This window comes from Candidatus Bathycorpusculum sp. (assembly GCF_009778815.1).
Classification (GTDB): Archaea; Thermoproteota; Bathyarchaeia; order Bathyarchaeales; family Bathycorpusculaceae; genus Bathycorpusculum; species Bathycorpusculum hydrogenotrophicum.
In genome coordinates, this window is the sequence record NZ_WRFL01000047.1 from 1 (window position 1) to 20,854 (window position 20,854).

The following is a 20,854-nucleotide window of genomic DNA, read 5'->3' on the forward strand; positions in this document are numbered from 1 at the left end:
ATTGTCTCAAAAATTATCCAACGCTCATCTTTGGTCAAGTTAACACTGTACTTTTTATTCATAACTAAGCACGTGTTAACATATACAATCAACACTTATTTATAATGCGGTCAAAGCAGTATATGAAACGGGATTACCAGCAGCATTAACACCACCATTTAGAGAGTACTCAATAGAATACGACGGAGTAGCAGTCCAAACTGCAGTCAAAGTAACATCGCCAACAGTACCAGCAGGAATAATTCCATTCTGTAAAACAATCAAAGACCCATCAGCACAGCTCATAATCCAATATGAAAACACATAGCCCTGCATGGACGGATCAGCAATACTAAGAGGCAGATTGCTCACACTATAGGAAACAGGATTAGCAGCAACATTGACACCTCCATTTAACACATAACTAATACTGTATGATTGGACACTTGGACTCCAAACGGCGCGCAAAAGGACATTACATGCACTACCAGCAGGAATGCTATAGGAGGGCGACAAAGAAGACACTGTGCCATTAGAATAAATTGCAATCCAACCCAAAAATGAATAACCCGCCTTAGAAGGGTTATTGATGATAATTGGGAAATTACTTGTTACCGCATACTCAACAGGATTCCCAGCAGCATTAATACCGCCATCCAAATCGTAGGTAATAGAGTACAAAATTGGAACAGGGTCCCAAACGGCAACCAATGTAAGATTACCATAAGTACCAGCAGGGATACCAGAAGCAGTCAATGTAAACATTGTACCATTTTCACATCTCACCATCCAACGCAAAAAAGTATAACCCAACATAGTTGCATTAGCTACACTAAGCAGATGAGCATTCTCCACATTGTATGTAACCGGGTTAGTAGGAGCGTTAGTACCGCCCTGCAGCACATAGGAAATGTTGTACTGAACAACAGACCAAGTCGCAGTTAGAGTAAGATTGCCTGCAGTACCGGCAGGAATAACTCCGTTTTGCAAAACAAACTCGGTACCATTAGCAAAAGCGGCACGCCAATTCAAAAATGCATAACCTGACTTAGTGGGAGCAGCAATGCTAAGGGGAAGCGCAGTCACATTATATGAAGTTGGATTATCAGGGGCATTAACGCCGCCATTTAACACATAGCTGATGCTATAGGAGGTGGGTGCAGTTTCAAATATAGCAGAGTTTACCCATAGAGCTGGATAAACAAGTCCATATTCGTCGTAGACGCCTGCGGGGCTCAAGTTGTATTGGAAAACACGTCCAGAAAGGGTTGCGCCATAGCGGTGGTCCATTGCGCCGGCTGTGAATGAGAGGTCCCCTGTAGAGCGTAGCCACATTCCATAGCCGCGTCCGGAGGGGAAGTTGATTTTGTCATAGTTTGTTACTGCGAGGGTGGAGCTTTTTTGGTTGGATTCATACATGTTTCGCATAAAGTATAGTTTAGAGCAAAAGTTTGCTGCTTCGCTGTAGCTTAATGCGAAAGCAATGTCATCACCCACACCGACTTGGTAAATGGTTGGTTTGCTTAGTCCGTTTGTTAGTGATGTTGAGGGGTTACAGCAAGTTCCAAGGGCATTTTTTGCGGTATTTTGCATTGTGTAATCGCGTAATCTGGCGTCTGCGGGTAGATTATCTGCTGCACTAAAGGCGCGTCCGTTAAACCAATTGTTGATAATGTTGCGGACATTGGAGTTTAGATAATTATTTGTTGCACCAAAGTTGGTGTATTGCCATGCTGGGTCATTGTAGCGGGATGCTTGGGAGTACCAATTGAGGTAGTTTTTGCGTACGATCAGTGAAAAGTCACCGTTTTGGGCGATTTCTATCCAATCAGAGGTATCACCAGCCATATTTGCTGGGAGAATTCTGCCGGTGACACCTGTTGGTGTGTCTGTGATAGGGGCAGCGGTACTTGCTTGGATAGGGAAAAACAGCACTAAGAGTAAGGCCGCCACTAATGGTAAGAGTAAAATTTTTTTCATTTTTGAAGATTTTAGGTCAAACAATGTATATTTCATGTTAATCACATTCAGTCACTCATTTTAAGACGTGAACTATAACCTACTAAGCAAGTTATATATCTTTAGGGAAAAACAATGATACAGCAGTCTGAGAAAATACGCTAAAGAAAAAAGAAGCAGGCGCCTAGTTCACCATTTTTAGACGTGGTTGAGCGGCAAATCAATTTGACTGTTTAAACAAACAGCCAAACATGAGTGAAAGGTTAGTTTTTGGGTGACTGAAGATGGGAAGATGCGGAGGTTTTGCTTTTTTGTCGGTTTGCGTCTTTTTGTATGCTTAGGTAGAAGAAGATCAGGGTTAGGATTTCTGACACAAAAAGAGCGGCATTTACGATGGTCCAGCTATCCACAGTCCCCATTTGGAGAGACAAATCTTGGGTTAAAAAGAACACCAAGATACCTGCAATACCCAAGATAAATGCTGTAAACAAACACACTTTGCTAATTGCTTTTTTCTGGGTTTGTTTCTGTCTTTTTTGTAGCAAGACACAGATAACGACAAGAAGGGCTATGAGACCAATTATGCTGAACACCAAGTTCGCAAGTGCCCAAGTGGCCAAGGGTTCTTCTGGTTCAGGAGAAGGCGTTGGGACATCATCAGGATCATCTTTAGGCTCAGAGTCATTTGAAGGCGGTACTTTTTGAACAGGGACAGAGCTGTAAGGTCTGTTTGGTAAACGGCTATAACCACCATCATCTTTATTATCGCTACTGCCGCTGCTGCCACCGCCGTTACCGTCATCATTTTGTATGTATTGGGCTCTGACGGTGAGGTCAGAGACTATATTGTTAAAGGCAGGGGACCAGCCGATAAAAGTATAGCCGGATCTAGATGGATTATCAGGGGCAGTTGCCGAGTGGCCATATTCAACAGTTTCTTCTTTTAGAAGAGTATCGTTCCAATCTACAAACCGTACCACAAACAGGTCTGGTTCAAGTTTGGGAATTATTTCCCATTGAGCCACATATACAGCATTACCGGTTACTGTTGCACTTTGTGTTGGCAACCAGCTGGTAAATCTCCAGCCGTCTTCAGCGGTTACCGGAGGTGAGACAGGAGTTGGGTCACCATAAGCAAGATTATCCGTTACTTGCTCAGCAAAGATGCCATGTGCCCCAGGCTGGTAGGTTACGGTATATAGAGTTTGTTCCCACACTGCAAACAGAGTGGTATCACTTAGAATGGTAAAAGTTGAGCCCTCGACGTAAATTGGTGTAACTGCATAAGAATTTAGAGCCCAGCCAAGAAAAACATGTCCAGTTCTAACTAGATTACCTTGGCCAAGCACCTGCACTAAACTGCCTGATGCATACGGACTGGCAGCATCTACAGGTACACTGCCGCTTGTATGGCCGTTTCCATTATATGTTAAACCATAATTTATCGCAATGTTTTCAGGAGTATAGTAGAAAATGAATTCATTATTAGTTAAATTTAGCACTGCAGACTTGGAAGTTGGGCCTACAATGGTATAGCCAGCAATAGGCGGTGCGTATTCAGTTACAGTGGAAGCTATTATGTCAAATTTTGTCACACTGGGAGCTACTGAGGCGGTCGTGCCAGTCAAGTAGTAGTGTATTACATAATCGGCAGTGTTTGGCGGGTCCCACATTGCACGCAGAGTAATATCGCCGGTGGTGCCAGTAGAGATGACGGATCCAGGCATCTGTTTCCAGCTGCCATTAGCGCAAATAGCCATCCAATACAGAAAAACATGCCCAGGTCTAGATGGGATACCGACATCAAGAGGCAAAATTTCCACATTATAGGAGGAGGGCCCAGAGTGACCGCCGCTATCGGCATAGTTAATGTTGTAGTTGATTGGGCCGTTCCAAGTAGCAGTTAGGGTAATTGCGCCAGTAGTACCATCAACAATACTAAGAGAAGTTGTTGGAGTAGTCACAGGCAAAGTTCCATCGGAATATATTGCAGTCCATCCCGCGAACTCGTAGCCTAATCTATAAGGGGCTGAAATTACAATCGGGAAATACTCGTTATCCCCAAAATATTTTTCTCTATTAAGAGGATGATTAACTCCCCCATTTAACTCATATGTGATAGGAAAGCCTCTAGGTGAAGTGTCAAAGATTGCAGTTAACTCAATAAGGCCAATTGTACCCGCAGAAATAACAAGATCTCGCTGTGGTTCAAGCACTTGTGTGCCATTGATCCAGTATGTGATGGCCCAGCCCATGAATTCGTAAACTGGATCATATGCATCAGCTATGAGGGTGTCATAAGCATTGTTGTATGTGGCAGGGTTGCTAATTGGGTTGGTTCCGCCCATATCAAAAGTATAGATTATGGCGTATGTTTCTCCGCGTACAACAGATATGATTGGAGAAGAGAGCAACAATGCCACAAACATTAAAGAGAGGAGGGATAAAAAGGTGTTTTTTCGGTAGCGTTTCAAGTTAAAATTTAGGCTAGGTCTTACTTTGGTCATACATTTAACCACAACAGTATACAATACCTACCAAGGAGGACATTTATAAGAATTACGTCATAAGACTATTAACACAACATAGCTGCATGCTAACTCTCGAATGATAGAACACGACTCCATCAACTAATAACGACAACTATTCCACTAAGTTTCAAATAACAAAACAGACAACAGTCCATCCAGCCAACATTTGGACACTAACCAGCATAATCAACTATCGCGACACAGAAATCAAGAACGTTATGCCAAGTTTACACTTTCCAAAATAGCAACAGATACCTCAACCATATTGAAACATTCACGTTTACTGTGAAATCGATTGATTTAGATCATGAAGTGGATGCTTTACACAGTTGACTCAGGATTGTTTTAGAAAATGCGATATTTTCACATTCAACTTGTTATGAAATTCGGCTTGTGCTTCAACATAGAGGTCACGAACGGGACAGAAAGGCACGGCGTCTCGGCTACAAAATTTATCCTCTTCCATACACCGATTTATATTCATCGTCTTTTCAAAAGCAGACACGATATGTAATATGGATAGATTATCAGGATCTTTTTGTAGCACAAACCCACCAGTTGAACCGCGTATTTCACGTATTATCCCAGCATTTTTCAAGGTTCGGGCGATTTTGTGCATATAGGTACAGGGTATCCCCATCTCCATGCAAATCTCATTACTACTTGCTACACCATTTTTATTTGCTAAATACAATACAACTCTTATACCGTAATCAGTCGTTACGTTTAATTGCATTCCATACCCGCCTATATAGCCTATAGTTACTGAAGATAGTTCTGTCTCACGGTGACATATAGACATTTCCATGAAAACATAAAGCTAACCACTACTTACAGCCACATAGCAGCCAAGCCTAAACGCTCAAAAGCCTTAAAGCACTCATCAGCCACTAAAACCCAGTTGATTGTTATGAAGGATCAAAGTCCAGCTTTGCTGACCTATCTTGAGGAGCGTGGAATTAGTCTTCAAAGTCTAATTGATAGTGCACTTGAGATGTATGTGCCCCATCCCGGTATTGAAACGGTACAGAAAGCCACCGAGCTGTTAAGAGAGGAATTTCTCGATATACTCCAAGATGTCAATATCTCTACGCTTATTGTTGCGGCTTTTCATGCTCAAGAAGAAGCTCAAAATGGTCGAATCCCAGGTTTAACCATTGAGCGGTTTATGGGTAAGCCGGGGCTTGTTGCTGATGAGCTGATTGGGATAGCCATAGCGACCTACATTGGTGGTTCGCGGGGTATGTTTGAGTTTGTACGCTTTGATCAAGCTAAGCCTGGGATTTTGCGGGAGCTACCGCCACTGACCAATGATGCGATTGGTGCTTTGGTTGCGGGAGCATCCTCAAATGTTTATACCAAGGCACTCAAAGATACTGGGCCAACAGTCTAGTGGCGTAAATTTTAATACCGTGCCGGCTGTGTGGGTTACTGTTGGCTCGGATGGTTAAATCGCGTCTCTGTATTGTAACCCACACGTTTCTACCTCATGTTGGCGGCATTGAGAAAGTGGTAAACGAACAAAGCAAACGTCTTTTACATAAAAATTATGCGCCAAGGGTAGTGACTAATCGTATTCAAACACCTAAACACTACCAAGTAGATGGGGTGCCGGTGGATTGTTATGAATCGCTCAATACGGGGTTTCGCTTAGGCATTCCTTACTCGATTCCAACCATCCCCAGCCTGCCCACATTTACCAAAGCTATAAAACATGCTCAAATCGTTCATGCTCATGGTCACCCCTATTTGACCTCTCTTCTTGCAGGTAAATTGGCCAAGTTTTATGGCAAGCCCTTTGTGTTAACCCAGCACAATACCTTTATCGATTATAACAATTTTTTTAATCAAGTTGAATTAGTCAACGACTTGGCGGTGGGAAAACAGAACCTAAACACCGCAGACAAAATTATAACCATAAGTAACGCCACCAAAAACTATGTTCTTCGCTTAGGTGCTAACCCCAACAAGATCAGAGTCATCTACAACGGGGTAGACTTGGTTAGATTTCGACCCCAACCTGAACAAAAAACAGCACTCCGCCAAAAACTAGGCCTCCCAAAAGATGCGGTGATTGTTTTGACGGTTAGGCGGCTGGTATATAAAAACGGTGTAGACACCTTACTTGACTGCGCAAGCATTGCGGTTAGGGCGAATCCAAAGATTGTGTTTTTGGTTGCAGGTAAGGGGCCTGATTTGGAGAGTGTGCGTCAGCAGGCCAAACAGCGTGGAATTGCCGCTAATTTTAGGTTGGCGGGGTTTGTCAGTGATGGGGATTTGGCGGGGTATTATAATTTGGCGGATCTGTTTGTTTTGCCCTCCAAATCAGGGGAGGGATTGCCCCTTGTGGCACTGGAGGCTATGGCCTGTGGTTTGCCGGTTATAGCGACTAATGTGGGGGGTATAGGAGAGGTTCCAGTAGCAGAGTTTGGTAAATTAGTGCCACCCAATCAACCCGAGCATCTTGCTGAGGCAGTTTTAGAGTTTGCCAAGGTGGAGTTTGGTTCTCAAACATTTGAGTTGCGCGCAAGGGTGGAAGAGCGCTTCAGTTGGGAAGCAAACGTCAAGCAATTACTTGAAATATACGAAGAACTTATTTAACCGCCGAGGCAAAACAATATAGCCCTCTAATACATGTGGTAGCCAATGACGACTAAAGTTGAACTGGTCTCGGTTGTTATCCCAACACTCAACGAAGCCGGAAACATCTTGGAAGCCATAGAAACCATTCAGAAGAGTTTGATTTATCCCAACGAAATCATTATCGTTGATGGTAACTCTACTGATGGCACCAAAGAGATCGTCAAAAGCCTTGGTTATTGTCGCTTAATTGTTGAGCCCCGGCGCGGCTATGGTTTAGCGCTTCTAACAGGGATGAAAAACGCGAAAGGTAACATCATCATCATGGTTGATGGTGATGGCACCTATGAAGTTCGCCATATCAATCGTATGATAGCTAAAATGGTTGAAACCGATGCTGATATGGTGTTAGCTACTCGTATGTATGATCCTAACAAGGCTATGGGTTTGATGAATTTCATCGGTAACAAAGTCATAACCTTTGTCTACGACTTTGTCTATAGACAATTTCTAAGCGACACCCAATCGGGATTTCGAGCCATATCCCATGAAGCCATAGACAAGGTGGAGCTCAAAGAAGGCGACATGGCCTTTGCCACAGAGATGCTTATCCAGTTTGCCAAAGAAGGCTTTAGCATGGTTGAAGTTCCCACTACATACAAAATACGCCGATATGGCAAACCCAAACTGCGCAGATTCAAATCTGGAATTGAAATATTTAGCACCATCTTTAAGGGGGTACTAGATGCGGAAACTATTCGAAATCAGAAACGTTTTGGATGAAGAAAAAGGCTACGTCATAGCGGTTTTCTTAGCTCTAGTTATTGTTGCCGCAGTGGTTGCAGGCTACTACATCTTGGGTAATCATGCCCCCGAAGAATACAACACCATAAGCCTCCTAGACAATCAAAAACAAGCGCTCAATTATCCTGAGGTTATTCTAACCAGTCAATCCAGCGAATTTAGTGTCTATGTCAATGTTGAAAATCACATGAACACCGATCAAAACTATATGATACAAACCAAAATTGCAAAAAACCTGCCCGCCAGCATACCAAACGGCATCGAAGTTGACCCCGTTGACACCTATAGATTCAGCCTATCACCCGGTGAAACACACCAAAACCTAGTAACAATCACTGAGGACACACCGGGCAACTATGCAATAGTTTTTGAGCTATGGCGTGACACAGGCTCAGAGTATGTGTTTACCCAAAACTATTGCGTTCTAAACATACAAGTCAAATAACAATTATGAATAAAGAGAAGAGTTGCTACTCTTCTGCTATTTGTGCCTTCATAAATGAGGCAATCAGGGAGATTTAGTCAGGTTTTTATTGGGCTGGTATTTGTTTTTTTCGCAGGCGGTGAGTTTGGGGAATGGTGAGTTCAACTTTGGGTTCGTTTAGGGGTGTTTGTTGGGGTGTGGGGGGTTTTTGTCTGTCGGCGTATTCGTTTTCTATGGCGACGCGGTGTACGTTGTTGTAGGCGCAGAAGGGTATGATTTTTTTGTCGGGGGTGATGTAGTGGACTACGCATCGGCGGACGCGGTTGACATCAAAGTTGTAGCTGTCCATAAATGCCATACAGCCTAGTAGGAAGATGCGTCGGCGGATTTTGCCTAGGGATTGGTAGGAGGGTGAGATGTGCATTTGTAGGATGCTTTTGATGAGGGTGAAGGTTCCGACTTCTTTGGTGACAAGCATCATGTTCATCGATATCATGGCGCCCATAAATAGGGAGGTGAGGAGTTGGAAGCGGTTTTTGGTTTCGGCGGTTTCGGCGGTTTTGCGGATGGTGTTGAAGAAGCGGTCAAAGTTGACAAATCGGTTAATGGGGTACATTTTGCCTGTGCTGGGTGAGACGTAGATCCAGTTGACGATGCCGCATTGGGGGCTGCAACTAAAGAGGGGCCAGGGTTTTTGCATGAATTTGCGCATGATTTTAATTGGGGAGGTCATGACCGACATGGGAAATAGGTCGGTGGTTTGGATTTCTCCGTTTGTTTGTTTTTCTACGTCTTCAGCAAAGCTCCATTCGCGAAAGTTTTCTCTGAAGGGGTTCTCAGTTGCGCGGCCGGTGAATGCGATGGGTTGGAAGATTAGTCCGCGGATGATGTCGGTGTGTTTGGCGGCGAAGCGGATCATGTCGCCGACTTCTTTGTCGTTTAGGCTCTTCATAAGAGTGTTGACTAGGATGATTTCCATGTCGTATTTGCGGCAAACATCAATTGTTTTTAGTTTTAGATCTACCAGGGGGAGGCCGCGGATTTTTTTGTTGAATTCTTCGTGGAAGCTATCAAAGGAGAGGTAGACGATGTTTAGGCCGCTGTCTTTTAGGCGTTTAGCTAAGCCGGGGTCAGTGACTAGGTGGGTGCCGTTGGTTGCTAGAATGGTCATGAATTTTAGTTTGTGTGCGGCTGCGATGATCTCGGGCATGTCTTCTCTTTCGAGGGGTTCGCCGCCGCTAAAGAGTATGGCGGGGGGTTTGGGGTTGGCTTTGGCGGCGAATTCGAGCATGTCGATGAGAGCTTCTTTTGTGGGTTCGTAGTCGGTTGTTTCTTGGCCGGGAAAAGTTGAGAAGCAAACAGCGCATCGAAAGTTGCATCGCTTAGTTACGTCGATGACACCTATAACGGTGCCTGAGGCGTGGTTTTTGCAGGTTTCACATACGTAGGGGCATCCTTCGGGGTTTTTGGGTGCATTTAGGTCGCCTAGGTATTGGAAGTGGTCGTATTTGCTCATGTGATTAAAGATGGGGGGACTTTGCCAGTGTGTGGCTTGGAAGTTGCCGTGGTTGGGGCATTGTTTGTTGATTTGGATTTTACCGTTTTGGTTACTGAGTTTTGCGTCTATTTTTTTTTGGCACTCGGGGCAGATGCTTTTGGTTTGGCTCATATTAACCATCCAACTATAGCTTCAACGATAAGAGCAAGGGGGAGCAACATCATAGACATGGTGACGATGCGTTCATATTTACGTACATTTTGTACGGTGGAGCCGGATATGAAGAGGCGGATAGAGGAGTAGATTAGCAATACGCTCCAGGTTAGGATGAGGGGCAGGTAGTAGATTGTAAAGTGGTCTGCAAACAGGGGCAATGCGGGCAGGGGTGCAAGTATGCCGGTTAGGAGGAAAAATATGGCACCGGCTTTGGCAGCGTTATAGTTACCAACCTTTTGGGGCAACGTTGGATAGCCGACTTTTGTGTCGCCCTCCACACTTAGCACATCACGCAAAACGTTGCCACCTATGGTACCAAACGCAATGGGGTATAATGCTAGTGAGATCATTGTTATGGTGCCCGAGATTGCGGCTTGGCCATACATAAAAGCGGTGCCGGTTAGAATGCCCACCACAATGTTTGCAAAAAATCCAGATTTTTTCTTCACCAAATATGAGTAGAGTATCAAAACCAGTGAATCAATAACCAATATCACAAAGCTAAGAGGCGGCAACCAGTAAGTAAGACTCAGACCTAACACAAAGAGTATGCTAGATATGGCTACTACTTGTTTTAGGGTTAGATTGCCTGCGGGTATGGGGCGTTTGGGTTTGATGACTGCGTCGCTTTCGCGGTCAAAATAATCATTTATAGCAAACCCCGCAGAGGTGATACAGGCCATAGAGAAGAAAATCAAAAGAGCCGTTTGTATACTCATGCTCAGGGGATCTTTTAGAATCGCAAACGCAGTTAGAAGCGAAAGACCACCCGTCATTAACCAATAGGGAAGACGCAACAGCGCAACTAGACCCTTAAGTGGTGAGTTGCTCATAGTCTGATTTTCCTATCAGCGATAACTTCACGAATACTGTCCTCCAAGCTAACCTTGGGAGTCCAATTGAGCGCTTTTTTGGCTTTGCTTATATCAAACCAGATCTTGGTTACATCACCCTGCCAAGACTGATTAGTAGTAGTGACAACAGTTCGATTAGTAAGCCCAAGAATACCCAGCATAAGATCAGCCAACTCGAGAATACTGGTTGTTTTGCCGAAGCCTAAATTGTAGGTTTCAGCATTGAATTGATCGCTGGCACCAACCGTTAGGAGAGCCTCCACCAAATCAGAAACATGCACAAAGTCTCGGGCCTGTTTGCCGGTGCCGATGATTTCGAGTTTGTCAGGGTTTTTGGCTAGTTTGTCCAAAAAGTCATGAATAACTCCATGGCAACGCAGTCCATACACATTAGCAAACCGGGTAATGACAATATCTAGACCATATTGTTCGCGGTACATGTGGCAGTATTGTTCGCCCACAACTTTGGACAATCCATAGCAGGAAAAGGGATGAAACCCATAGCTCTCAGGTGTTGGAAACACCGTTGGGTTGCCATAAACGGCTGCACTTGAGGCAAACACAACCTTGGCATCATCTTTTCGAGCCTTTTCAAGCACACAAAGCGTACCCTTAGCATTAGTTTCAAAGTCAATCAATGGGTTCTCCATAGAGTAGGGCACCACAACCTGCGCAGCCAAATGATAAATCAAATCCTGCCGCGGCAAACCAAAGAGAGCCTTAAGATCTAATATGTCGCCCTGCACAAACTTTGCGGAGAGAACATCGTTGACATTCTCTATTTTCCCGCTGGACAGATCATCGTATATAGTTAGATTATCAGTTATGGTTGAGAGTTTTTTGCACAGGTGATAGCCTATGAAGCCCGCTCCACCGGTAACTAGGACCTTTTTCTCTTCCACATTAACCCCTAAACCCAACAATAAAGCCTATATTCTATTTAAATAAGTTGTAAGTTATGTCACCTCTGAGGGCTGGAAAAGTTTTCAAAGACCTGCTGTCTTTTCTCACAATCATCCCATTGGGAGGAAAAGAAGACTTTATCTTCACAACAGCAGCCAACATGTGGCTATTTCCAGTAGTCGGCGGCTTTATCGGCCTCCTAGGCAGCCTATACCACCTACTCTCAAGCAACATCACCATCCTGCTACTAAACTTAGCCGGTACCTATGTGGCTCTACCATCATTTTTGGGTGCGATCATACCAGCGGCCATGACCATAGCATTTCTTCTTGTCCTCACAGGACTACAACACTTCGATGGTCTAATTGATTTAGGTAATGCTTTGGGTCTGCGCAATCTCCATGACCGCAAAATGAAAGCCCATGCCTGGACAGTAAGCTACGCAGGCGCAGTTTTAGCTTTCGCTGTAGAGTGCGCCGCAGTTGTAGGTTTGTTTTTGATTAATCCGCTGTTTGCTTTCTCGGCGATCATTCTTGCGGAGGTTTCAGCTAAACTTGCCATGGTAACAATTGTCTGGATAGGCAAACCCTCACACAAAGGCCTAGGCTCAATCTTTCTATCCAAAGCCAAAAAACCCCAAAACGCCATAGCATATCTACTCTCAGCCATAATCATCTACCCAATATTCTACTTCACCGGATATGCCACAATAGGATTAATGGCAATGGGCTTAATGTTTATCAGTGTTCCCATAGCGTTTGTTATGAGTAGAGTGTCAAATCAGGTGTTTGGCGGTGTCAGTGGAGATATGATAGGAGCAACTAATGAAACTACAAGAGCCGCAATACTAATTTTGTTTGCACTACTATTAATGGTGATGACTGTTTGAGTATTCCAGCACTGATTATGGCGGGCGGCAAAGGAAGCCGCATGGGACTGCCCACCGAGAAACCAATGCTACCCTTTCTAGGTAAACCTCTGATTGATTGGGTTATCGATGCGGTCTTGGCATCGCAAAAAATATCTGAATTTTATGTTATTACAAGTAGCAACACGCCCAAAACTGAACAACACTGCCAAAACATGAATTGGAAGATTGTACACACCAACGCCAAAGGCTACCACGATGACCTAAAACAAGCAATAACTAAACTAGGCTGGAACGGTCCAGTTCTAACTATGCCCTCAGACGTTCCAGCCATAACAGGAGAAATACTAGACAGAATTATCTTGGAATTTGAAGGATGCTGCAAAGACTTTTTAGCAGTATTTGTACCCATCGAAAAACGACAACAACTAGGACTCTCCATATCCTCCACTGATGAATACCAAGGCGTCTGGTATGCCGTATCAGGCATCAACATAATAAATGGCACCAAAATCTTAGGCGAAGGTAAAACAGAAACCGCCGCCATAATCACTCAAGAAACAGAAGTAACTCTAAACATCAATACCACCAAAGACTTAGAGATTGCAAAACAGCTAATAAATAAAGGGAAGAACAATAAGTCGTAATTTCCGAAATTTCCTCACTATAACAAACCCTGCTACAACTTCGTGAATTAACATAAACAAAAAAATAAAAAGGGAAGACGACTTACGCCGTCTCTTGCGGTTTTATTGTGTACGACTTTGGCTTAATTATGCTCCGATTGCACACCTATTAAGGAGGGCCACCGAGAGCAATCCAAGCATCATAGTTATACTCTACGTAAGAGCCACCGCAACCATTTGAACAACCAAACCACACAAAACCATCGCCAAAACCAGGAGCAATAGCAACAGGTTGGAAGTTATGTCCAAGTTGTTCGCCAAATTCAATAGAAGTTCCAGTTCCATCAGAGCAACCAAGCCATACGATACCACGACGTGTACAGTCGGGTTTGACAATGCCTACAACTGTCATCGTCGCGCCGCTAATGTTGGTAATGACGATAATTTTACCGTTACCTTCACCCAACTCTATGACGTATTCATGAGGAAGAGTTAAGGCTACGGGGTCATATCCATCAGGAGCCCACAAGACATTATGCTTACCGTATATTTCGTTGTCGACTGTGTTGTCGCCATATTTCCAAGTGACTGCACCGTCAATGGCTATAGTGAAGTACAACCCATCAGCTCCACCTGGATAAATTGCTTTCCAGACAAGGTTATAGTTTTCCACTGGATTACCTTCTTCGTCAAAGCCTAAGCCGCCATCGAATACTGTCGTCCAAACTTCCGTAAACACGTAACTACCAGGAGCAAGTTTCGCAGTAACAACACCGTATTCATCAGTAGGATACAATCCAATAAAAAGGTCATAGTCGTTTGTCTCTGCATTAAATTTGTGCAACTTAAATTCAAATTCGCCTTTTGCAACAGGTAGATCTCCGCCATATTTGGTTTTGGTAAAGCTAACATCGAATTCTTCTTGCAACTTATTGATGAACACATGTTTGCCTTCATACACTGGAACAAGCTGAGGCTGACAGCTGTGAGAATCATGGCCGTCTTCACAAAACAGGTAAACAACGTCCACTATTCTTAATTCGTCTATATCTTTTGTGCTCTGGTAGCCTTTATAATTTTCGAGTACTTCTCTTATTGCTTCTTTTTCGACGTCAGTCAGTCTCGTGTCGTCCAATTTGTCTGAAGTAACAGCACCAAGAATTGCCCATGTAACTACTTGTGTGATTACCCTATTGTCATTCAAATCACCATAATTGTCGAAGATGTAATTATATGCAAAAAGGATATCAACGTATTCTACAAATTGCGTCCTATCTACAACCAGGTAACCACTGCAACCAAGACCACTCTCGCCTGCGAAGTGTGTTGCACCAGCTTCAGCGCAGAAAGAATCATATATTTTTCCCTCAAATTCACTGTTTGGAGATGCATTTTTAATACCGATGTAGAATATATGCCCTTCGCCGTTAAGTCCCTCATAACCGATGCCTTCAGGTCCATATCCCCAATCAAATTTACCCAGAGTATAGCCGTTGATGATTGTGTAGGATGCATCGTAGTCAAATGTGTCTACGTTACTGTATATGTTTTTACCATCAAAGTAAACGTACAAAGGTTTAGCTGGCATGAAAATCTGTTCAGCATTAGAACCATCGGCATATGATTCCACTATAACGTACCAGCCGTCAATTGTACTCCTTGTCGTTCTCTGCATGTCACTAATCTTTTGGGCATCAAAAGTTATGAGACCATTTGGAGCAACGACTCCTGGAACGCCATTAACACCACGAGTATAAACACCACCGTCACAGTCTGTTTCGTAAAGCGTGAAAATTACTTCTTTAAGAAAGATGTCTAAAGTGTATCCGTCAGGAAGTTTCGGATTAACAAATGTTCCGTCTATAGTTTTGAATAGTTCGATGGGGTATTTTTCTGCAGGATCTTTGTTAGTGAAGGCTATTGTGTATTTGTCGCCTGCAACAACGTTTATATATGCACCGTTTTCGATTTCAACATCATTGACTTTTACTGATACAAGGTCATAACCGGGGATATCTTTTTCAGTAATAACATATCTGCCTTCCTTGACTTCATAAGTACCAACACCTACACCAAGTTTGCTTGTTGAGAATGAAGCACCAACTATGTTAAATACAGCAGAAAGACCAGCAGGCTGAGCTATTTCTTCGCCAGCAACATTAAGCCAAACTTTTTCAAGAATTATTTTAGCCCATTGTTTTTGGTTTATGAATGTGACAACTTGTTGCGGATCATCATCGTATCTCACTGTAATGCTTTGTGGATTTTCCTCTGTTGTAAAGCCTGCAATAGGGTTTTCAGTTATTGTTACTTTTTTGCCTTTAATAGCTGTAACGTAATCGGTAATCTTTACTTCGATTGTTTCATCTACAGTCCAAGCTTTGTTTTCCTTAAAGGAAACTAAGCTGTTATCGCCTGTGACTATGTTACCGTTTTCATCTTTCCACACCTTTTCAATAGTAAAGTATGCACTTTTGTAGTTGCCGTCGATGAAGACCATGTTGATGTTCTTTAATTGGTCAGGTTTGTCATTGCCTTTGTTGTCTTTTGCCATTACGTCCTTAGGGATGCCGTAAACATATACGCCAGTACCTACACCATTGACTTTATACTCTAAACCAGTAGTGCGGCTAATCGTGTATTTGTAATAGCTGTTTGAATTCTTTGCGGTCAGGTCGAAAGTTTCGCCTTCAAATAAATCAAACACCCAGTCTGCTACAAGGAAAACACCGGGGCATTTCTGTTTTTCATCCCAACGGAAATATACGCCAGGATAGTCGCCGCTGTGCGCGTTAGACGAAATCTTATCGCCTGCCGAGTTTCCGCGGTCATAGTAGACGCCTACACGTTGATTATCTACAGCTACGGAACTGTACTTGTCGTCCCAAGCAGGAGTACCAGCTACAGGCGTTGGTGTTGCGTTTGCTGTCCAGGGCAATGTTGCAAAACAACCAGCAACAAGCGCAAGCACTAAAATTATTGATAATATTTTTTGTACGTTATTTTTCACCATATTCACCTAACATTATTCAAGATATTCCTCACCATGCAGACACTCAATGGGTGATCTGCAGGTCTATTTTACCTTAAAGGTAGTAGCATATTAGGATTATGCTTGCTTAATTTTAAAAAAAATGTTTGACTGCATAGTTTTTGATTTTAATATATTGATCCACTTTTGCCTTTTCTGTAAATTATCCCAGCTAAAATCAACTATATCACTACTTACTATTTCACCATCCAAACCCCCAGCAGTTTCCGGATCGAACCACTTTTTGTGAGAGCCAGTGGAAAACACTCTATCGAGCGACAACCTCACCTCAGCAATTGCCTAATAGACCCCACGCCATAGCTGACGCCCAGTCTTATGCTAAGTCAAGACTATTTCTAAAAAAGAGTTTATGGCAGACCAACGTTACGCATCTGGCACACCAGAACCATCAACTTGTTCCAACAACTACAAAACATAGCAACAAGTATTAGATGGCCACCACCCCCAAACACTATGGGAATAGGACTGTTATGGTTAGACCTCTGTACTGGTTTGGGTTGGGTTTCTACTTGGATGCCCCTTTCTTTGAGCAGATCCACAATCACAGCAAGGATAGCAACTATTGAATGTAGAGAAATCTTTACATCCGGCAATAGCAATTAACGAAGCCTATTGGAGACGCCTCGCTGTGAGCATCCTATCTCATGATACATTTTGGAATGCAGTCATCTCTATGCCTATGACTAAGCGGATGCTTGAGCTTTCACTTAAGAAATGCGAGGTATGCAACCGAACAGTACTGGAAGCGGCTCTGGATGATTATGCGGGTAAAGCCGATAAGAAATGTGGTGGATGTAATGGGTTTTATTCGCAGGTGATTGGGTTTTGGGTAGAGTTTCTTCGTCGGGTTTTGGGGTTTAAGCGTGAAAAAGTGGCGCAACTTTTAACTGATCGGTATGCACGAAACGCAGTTCTTAATTTGGTGGAGTCGTTTGCACATTTTGGTATCAAAAAGCCTCTTTCGCTTTGTGCGCCGTTTTTGGTGGTTTGGGATTTCACGCATCGATGCAACTTGCGTTGCAAGCATTGTTACAGTAACAGCGGCACAGAACAAGAAGAAGATGAGTTAACCACTAAGCAGGCACTTGATGTGGTGGATCAGTTGGCTGAGGCGCATGTAACGGCGTTGGCGTTTAGCGGAGGCGAACCGCTTATGCGTAAAGATTTCTTTGAGGTTGCCAAACACGCTTCAGATCGCGGTCTCTATGTTTCGTTGGCATCTAATGGGACGCTTCTCACCAAGGAGATCACAACAAAAATTAAGCAGGCGCAGGTTAACTATATTGATATTAGCATTGATGGTGCGTCTGCTAAGACGCATGATGATTTTCGAGGGGTTCCGGGAGCATTTGATGGAGCCATAGCAGGACTTAAAAACTGTATAGAGGCAGATATCTGTACCTGTATTGCCACTACTGTAGGTAAAAACAATCTCTCAGAGCTACCAGCAATTATTGATTTAGCAGAGCAATTAGGATCGGAGCGATTTACTTACTTTAATTTTATACCTACTGGTCGTGGTTCAAATCATCGTGATCAGGATCTCACAGCGCAACAGCGTGAAGATGTTATGCGTTATTTGCTTAACCGTATGTCAGCGGGGTGCAAAACCACAATTTTGGCAACAGCGCCGCAGCTGGCGCGGGTGGCATTGCAGTCTCAGGGTTCATGTGGAACAGGCGAAGTCACCATGGCTTTGGCACATATGCAAACTGTTAAAGTTACCAAAAAAGCAGTGCCTCTGGGGGAGTTCATTGGTGGATGCGGTGCAGGACGGCTCTACTGCTCAATTTCTCCCCAAGGTGATGTGCATCCCTGCGTGTTTTTACCTCTAAACGTGGGCAATCTCAAAACTCAACAATTCAAAGAAATCTGGCATAATGCACCACTGTTTAATGCCTTTCGCAACCGCGCTAATCTCAAAGGTACCTGTGGAGCATGTCAATACAAATTTATCTGTGGGGGATGCAGAGCACGATCAGCTGCATACCATAACGGCGATACGCTAAAGGGTGATCCCGGATGCCTAATGAGCACAAAAAAATAAGATACATAAACACAGATAACAACCATAGATAGCATCTTACAAAAACATCGCATCATCTGCGGGCATCACCCGCCTTTCTCAGAGAAAATAGCCTTTTGGCGAAAATTGCTGTTTCATTGCACTTCTATAAAAGCTACTTTGCGATTTTATTTATAATGGTAACATGTTGAGGAATAGAATCCTGACTATTACTAAGCGGTATTGGAGTTAGTTGATAAAAATCGATATTTGGATGTTCATTTCGGGCTACTATAGTTCAGTGCAATCGATCGTTTTTCTGTGATCTGATGTTAGAGAGTAATAAACCGTTTGTAAGGAGAATTCAAGGTATCACCATAGACAGACATCAGCGTCTTACCATATTACTAAGGAGATTTTAGTAGAATAGAACCAAGAAACAGCGAGATAGAACTGCTACAAAGTAAAAAAAGAAAAAAGGTTGTTGGGTTTGTTTTTTGTGCTTAACAGCTGTTTGAGATGTTGTTGAACACTGGGTCGCCGAACAGTGGGATAATTTGGGGCTGGTGGGATACTATGTCACTTGGGAAGTTGTAACCAACCAAGTAAACAAGAGATTTCACCGCACCTGAGGAGCCGACATAGTTATCCATCACATCTTGCAGAGCAACGGCGAATTCGTCTGCATTATATCCAGCTTCAGCAACACGCATACCTTGTAGAGCAACGTCGTCATGTATCAGTGTCCATATAACCATCTGGGAGAGAACCTTAGTTGACTGCTTGACTGTAATAGGTCCAGTGTTTCCTTGCCAAGCATCCACACTACCATATTTATTGTGGATATAGTTGAGTGCGGCAAGGATGTTGTCGTAGGTTTCTTGATCTAGCTGTCCCACTTTATAGCGGTCTGTCTCAGCAAAGGTTCGTGATGTGCCATCAGCGCAAAATGAGGTGTAGGCGGTATAATCATTGCCAAATGCGGTTCTTGTTTCGATGTTCCAGACTTCGGTTATGTAATAGTAGTCAGTGGGTACGCCAGTTAAGCCGACTCGGCCCTGAGCATTAAACCAGTTCCAGCTTACAAAGTAGTCAACATCGTAATCAAAGTATTCAATGACCTCACCAGTTTCAGAGATATAGATATAGAGGGGGGCAACAGCAACGAAGACGTCGGCTGCTTTTCCTGTTAGTGTTTCAACGATTGCATATTTGCCTGCTGAGAGTCCTTGGATGTTAAAGTCTATCATTCCGTTAGCTACATTGAGTACACCAGTTGCAATAACGTTAGCATAGTTAATTGTGCCATCAGCGTTGAGCGTGTAGAGTTTAAAGTCCATACCGGAAATAAGTTCATCAACATCGCCATCGTAGCCTGTTGTCCATACATCAAATGCAATGCCATCAACAGTTTTTGCTATAGAGATGCCTTGGGTGTTTGCTGCTTTGTTGTTAAATACGGGTTCGCCATAAATCGGTATGATTTGGGGTTGGCAGTATTGCAGATTATTTGGATAGTTCTCGTCAGCTAAAAAGACAATGTCTTTTATGGTTTGTGAGCCGCTGTATCCTTGGTAGTTTGCAAGTACTTCAGCCACGCAGTCATTGATGTAGGCAAAGTCAGAATTTGCTTCAACTATGCCGTCGTTGAGCAATAGCCAGGTGACTAATTGAGCGATAAACTTTGTTGACTCGCTAGGAGTGGAAGTGCCAGATGCAGAAGGCCATTGATCTAAGCTACCCCATGTATCATAGATATAGTTGTATGCTGTGATGAGGCCTTCTTTTACGCCTGGTTTTAGAGCGGCAAAGTCAGAGGTCATATCTACATAGATAAGTGTTGGACCATTGTAGGTATCGCCACCCAGCTTGCCTGAGTCATAATAGCCGCAGAAAGATGAGTATGCAACACCATAGCTGCCAGTTGCTGGATTGTATTGTTTTGTTTGGAAATCATTACACCAGGGATTTCTCATAACAGTAGACGAAGAGGCAAAGACGTAGTTTATTGCCAAGTCAGCTGTGCCTTTGCTTCTATAGAATGCATCGGTGCTCCAGTACATAGCATTAGAGTCAAAGTCAGTAACAGCAATCATTTTGCCATCGGCACCTATCCAGATGTAGAGGGGATCAGCCACTTCAAAGACATTAGCGGCACTTCCAGTGAATGATTCAACGACTGCATATTGACCGGGTAAGAGCGATGGAGTATCAAAGATAATCATGCCGCTGTCTGCATCGAGTTCACCAGTTGCAACAATGTTAGCATAGTTAATTGTGCCATCAGCGTTCACCTTGTAGAGTGTAAAGTGCATACCGGAAATAAGCTCAGCAACATTACCGCCATATCCGGTGATCCAGACATCAAATGCAATGCCATCAACAGTTTTGCGTATATATCCAATAGTTCCAAAGTCATCATCACTTGCACTGTAGTAGAAGTTGATCACATTACCAGTCACACCAATAGTGATAGTCGCACTTATAGGCGCCACCTTGTTATAACCAGCAATATCAACAGCAACTTCAGTAACTTGAGACCCAAAGACCTGACC

At 43.4% G+C, this 20,854-nt stretch carries 15 protein-coding genes; 7 read left to right on the top strand and 8 right to left on the bottom strand.

The features are described from left to right. Positions 1–99: 99 nt before the first annotated feature. The 3 genes from FWF39_RS08935 to FWF39_RS08945 form a co-directional block, all read right to left on the bottom strand. Positions 100–1,995, bottom strand: a complete 1,896-nt coding sequence (locus tag FWF39_RS08935; protein WP_343383094.1) for an InlB B-repeat-containing protein — start codon at positions 1,993–1,995, stop codon at positions 100–102. Between the two features lie 206 nt (positions 1,996–2,201). After that, positions 2,202–4,445, bottom strand: a complete 2,244-nt coding sequence (locus FWF39_RS08940; protein WP_343383095.1) for an InlB B-repeat-containing protein — start codon at positions 4,443–4,445, stop codon at positions 2,202–2,204. A gap of 358 nt (positions 4,446–4,803) precedes the next feature. Further along, on the bottom strand, positions 4,804–5,277 hold the full coding sequence (locus FWF39_RS08945; RefSeq protein ID WP_343383096.1) for an Rrf2 family transcriptional regulator: 474 nt from the start codon (positions 5,275–5,277) through the stop codon (positions 4,804–4,806). Positions 5,278–5,379: 102 nt separating this feature from the next. Between FWF39_RS08945 and FWF39_RS08950 the strand changes: the two genes are divergently transcribed. Genes FWF39_RS08950 through FWF39_RS08965 form a run of 4 tightly spaced genes read left to right on the top strand, consistent with a single transcriptional unit; the run spans position 5,380 to position 8,298 of the window. Further along, the gene (locus FWF39_RS08950) at positions 5,380–5,862 is read left to right on the top strand and encodes an alpha-ribazole phosphatase CobZ (RefSeq protein WP_343383097.1); all 483 of its coding nucleotides are present in this window, start codon (positions 5,380–5,382) and stop codon (positions 5,860–5,862) included. A 50-nt stretch (positions 5,863–5,912) separates the two neighbouring features. Beyond that, on the top strand, positions 5,913–7,070 hold the full coding sequence (locus FWF39_RS08955; RefSeq protein ID WP_343383098.1) for a glycosyltransferase family 4 protein: 1,158 nt from the start codon (positions 5,913–5,915) through the stop codon (positions 7,068–7,070). 45 nt (positions 7,071–7,115) lie between these two features. Beyond that, a complete protein-coding gene (locus FWF39_RS08960; RefSeq protein ID WP_343383099.1) occupies positions 7,116–7,832 on the top strand; it encodes a glycosyltransferase family 2 protein in 717 nt (238 codons plus the stop codon). Continuing rightward, positions 7,795–8,298 carry a DUF1616 domain-containing protein gene (locus tag FWF39_RS08965; protein ID WP_343383100.1) on the top strand — a complete coding sequence of 168 codons (504 nt, stop codon included), beginning with the start codon at positions 7,795–7,797 and terminating at the stop codon, positions 8,296–8,298. Before FWF39_RS08960 ends, FWF39_RS08965 begins: the two co-directional genes overlap by 38 nt. A gap of 85 nt (positions 8,299–8,383) precedes the next feature. Here FWF39_RS08965 and tes read toward each other — a convergent pair whose 3' ends face one another. From tes to FWF39_RS08980, 3 genes are read right to left on the bottom strand one after another with little or no spacing between them, the layout of a single operon-like run. Further along, positions 8,384–9,946 carry a tetraether lipid synthase Tes gene (gene tes, locus FWF39_RS08970; protein WP_343383101.1) on the bottom strand — a complete coding sequence of 521 codons (1,563 nt, stop codon included), beginning with the start codon at positions 9,944–9,946 and terminating at the stop codon, positions 8,384–8,386. After that, positions 9,943–10,824, bottom strand: coding sequence for a UbiA family prenyltransferase (locus FWF39_RS08975; protein WP_343383102.1), 882 nt, complete (start codon positions 10,822–10,824; stop codon positions 9,943–9,945). The genes tes and FWF39_RS08975 overlap by 4 nt, the downstream gene beginning before the upstream one ends. Next, the gene (locus FWF39_RS08980) at positions 10,821–11,747 is read right to left on the bottom strand and encodes a GDP-mannose 4,6-dehydratase (protein ID WP_343383103.1); all 927 of its coding nucleotides are present in this window, start codon (positions 11,745–11,747) and stop codon (positions 10,821–10,823) included. The genes FWF39_RS08975 and FWF39_RS08980 overlap by 4 nt, the downstream gene beginning before the upstream one ends. 56 nt (positions 11,748–11,803) lie before the next feature. Here FWF39_RS08980 and FWF39_RS08985 point away from each other — a divergent pair, with 56 nt between their 5' ends. Together FWF39_RS08985 and FWF39_RS08990 are read left to right on the top strand one after the other, a co-directional pair. Next, positions 11,804–12,637, top strand: coding sequence for an adenosylcobinamide-GDP ribazoletransferase (locus FWF39_RS08985; RefSeq protein WP_343383104.1), 834 nt, complete (start codon positions 11,804–11,806; stop codon positions 12,635–12,637). Next, positions 12,634–13,263: an NTP transferase domain-containing protein gene (locus FWF39_RS08990; RefSeq protein ID WP_343383105.1), complete on the top strand. Its 630-nt coding sequence runs from the start codon at positions 12,634–12,636 to the stop codon at positions 13,261–13,263. The genes FWF39_RS08985 and FWF39_RS08990 overlap by 4 nt, the downstream gene beginning before the upstream one ends. Positions 13,264–13,411: 148 nt before the next feature. Here the strand turns inward: FWF39_RS08990 and FWF39_RS08995 are convergent, their stop codons facing one another. Then, positions 13,412–16,252, bottom strand: a complete 2,841-nt coding sequence (locus FWF39_RS08995; RefSeq protein WP_343383106.1) for a hypothetical protein — start codon at positions 16,250–16,252, stop codon at positions 13,412–13,414. A 604-nt stretch (positions 16,253–16,856) separates the two neighbouring features. On the opposite strand from FWF39_RS08995, the gene FWF39_RS09000 reads away from it, so the two are divergent. Further along, the gene (locus FWF39_RS09000) at positions 16,857–18,341 is read left to right on the top strand and encodes a radical SAM protein (protein ID WP_343383107.1); all 1,485 of its coding nucleotides are present in this window, start codon (positions 16,857–16,859) and stop codon (positions 18,339–18,341) included. Positions 18,342–18,802: 461 nt separating this feature from the next. Here the strand turns inward: FWF39_RS09000 and FWF39_RS09005 are convergent. After that, a partial coding sequence (locus tag FWF39_RS09005; RefSeq protein WP_343383108.1) for a hypothetical protein occupies positions 18,803–20,854 on the bottom strand: 2,052 nt, incomplete at its 5' end.

Coding starts and splice junctions, on each gene's coding strand:
- tes (WP_343383101.1), bottom strand. CDS start 9,946: ATGAGCCAAACCAAAAGCATCTGCCCCGAGTGCCAAAAAAAAATAGAC.
- FWF39_RS08935 (WP_343383094.1), bottom strand. CDS start 1,995: ATGAAATATACATTGTTTGACCTAAAATCTTCAAAAATGAAAAAAATT.
- FWF39_RS08985 (WP_343383104.1), top strand. CDS start 11,804: ATGTCACCTCTGAGGGCTGGAAAAGTTTTCAAAGACCTGCTGTCTTTT.
- FWF39_RS08945 (WP_343383096.1), bottom strand. CDS start 5,277: ATGGAAATGTCTATATGTCACCGTGAGACAGAACTATCTTCAGTAACT.
- FWF39_RS08960 (WP_343383099.1), top strand. CDS start 7,116: ATGACGACTAAAGTTGAACTGGTCTCGGTTGTTATCCCAACACTCAAC.
- FWF39_RS08950 (WP_343383097.1), top strand. CDS start 5,380: ATGAAGGATCAAAGTCCAGCTTTGCTGACCTATCTTGAGGAGCGTGGA.
- FWF39_RS08975 (WP_343383102.1), bottom strand. CDS start 10,824: ATGAGCAACTCACCACTTAAGGGTCTAGTTGCGCTGTTGCGTCTTCCC.
- FWF39_RS08965 (WP_343383100.1), top strand. CDS start 7,795: ATGCGGAAACTATTCGAAATCAGAAACGTTTTGGATGAAGAAAAAGGC.
- FWF39_RS08955 (WP_343383098.1), top strand. CDS start 5,913: ATGGTTAAATCGCGTCTCTGTATTGTAACCCACACGTTTCTACCTCAT.
- FWF39_RS08940 (WP_343383095.1), bottom strand. CDS start 4,445: ATGACCAAAGTAAGACCTAGCCTAAATTTTAACTTGAAACGCTACCGA.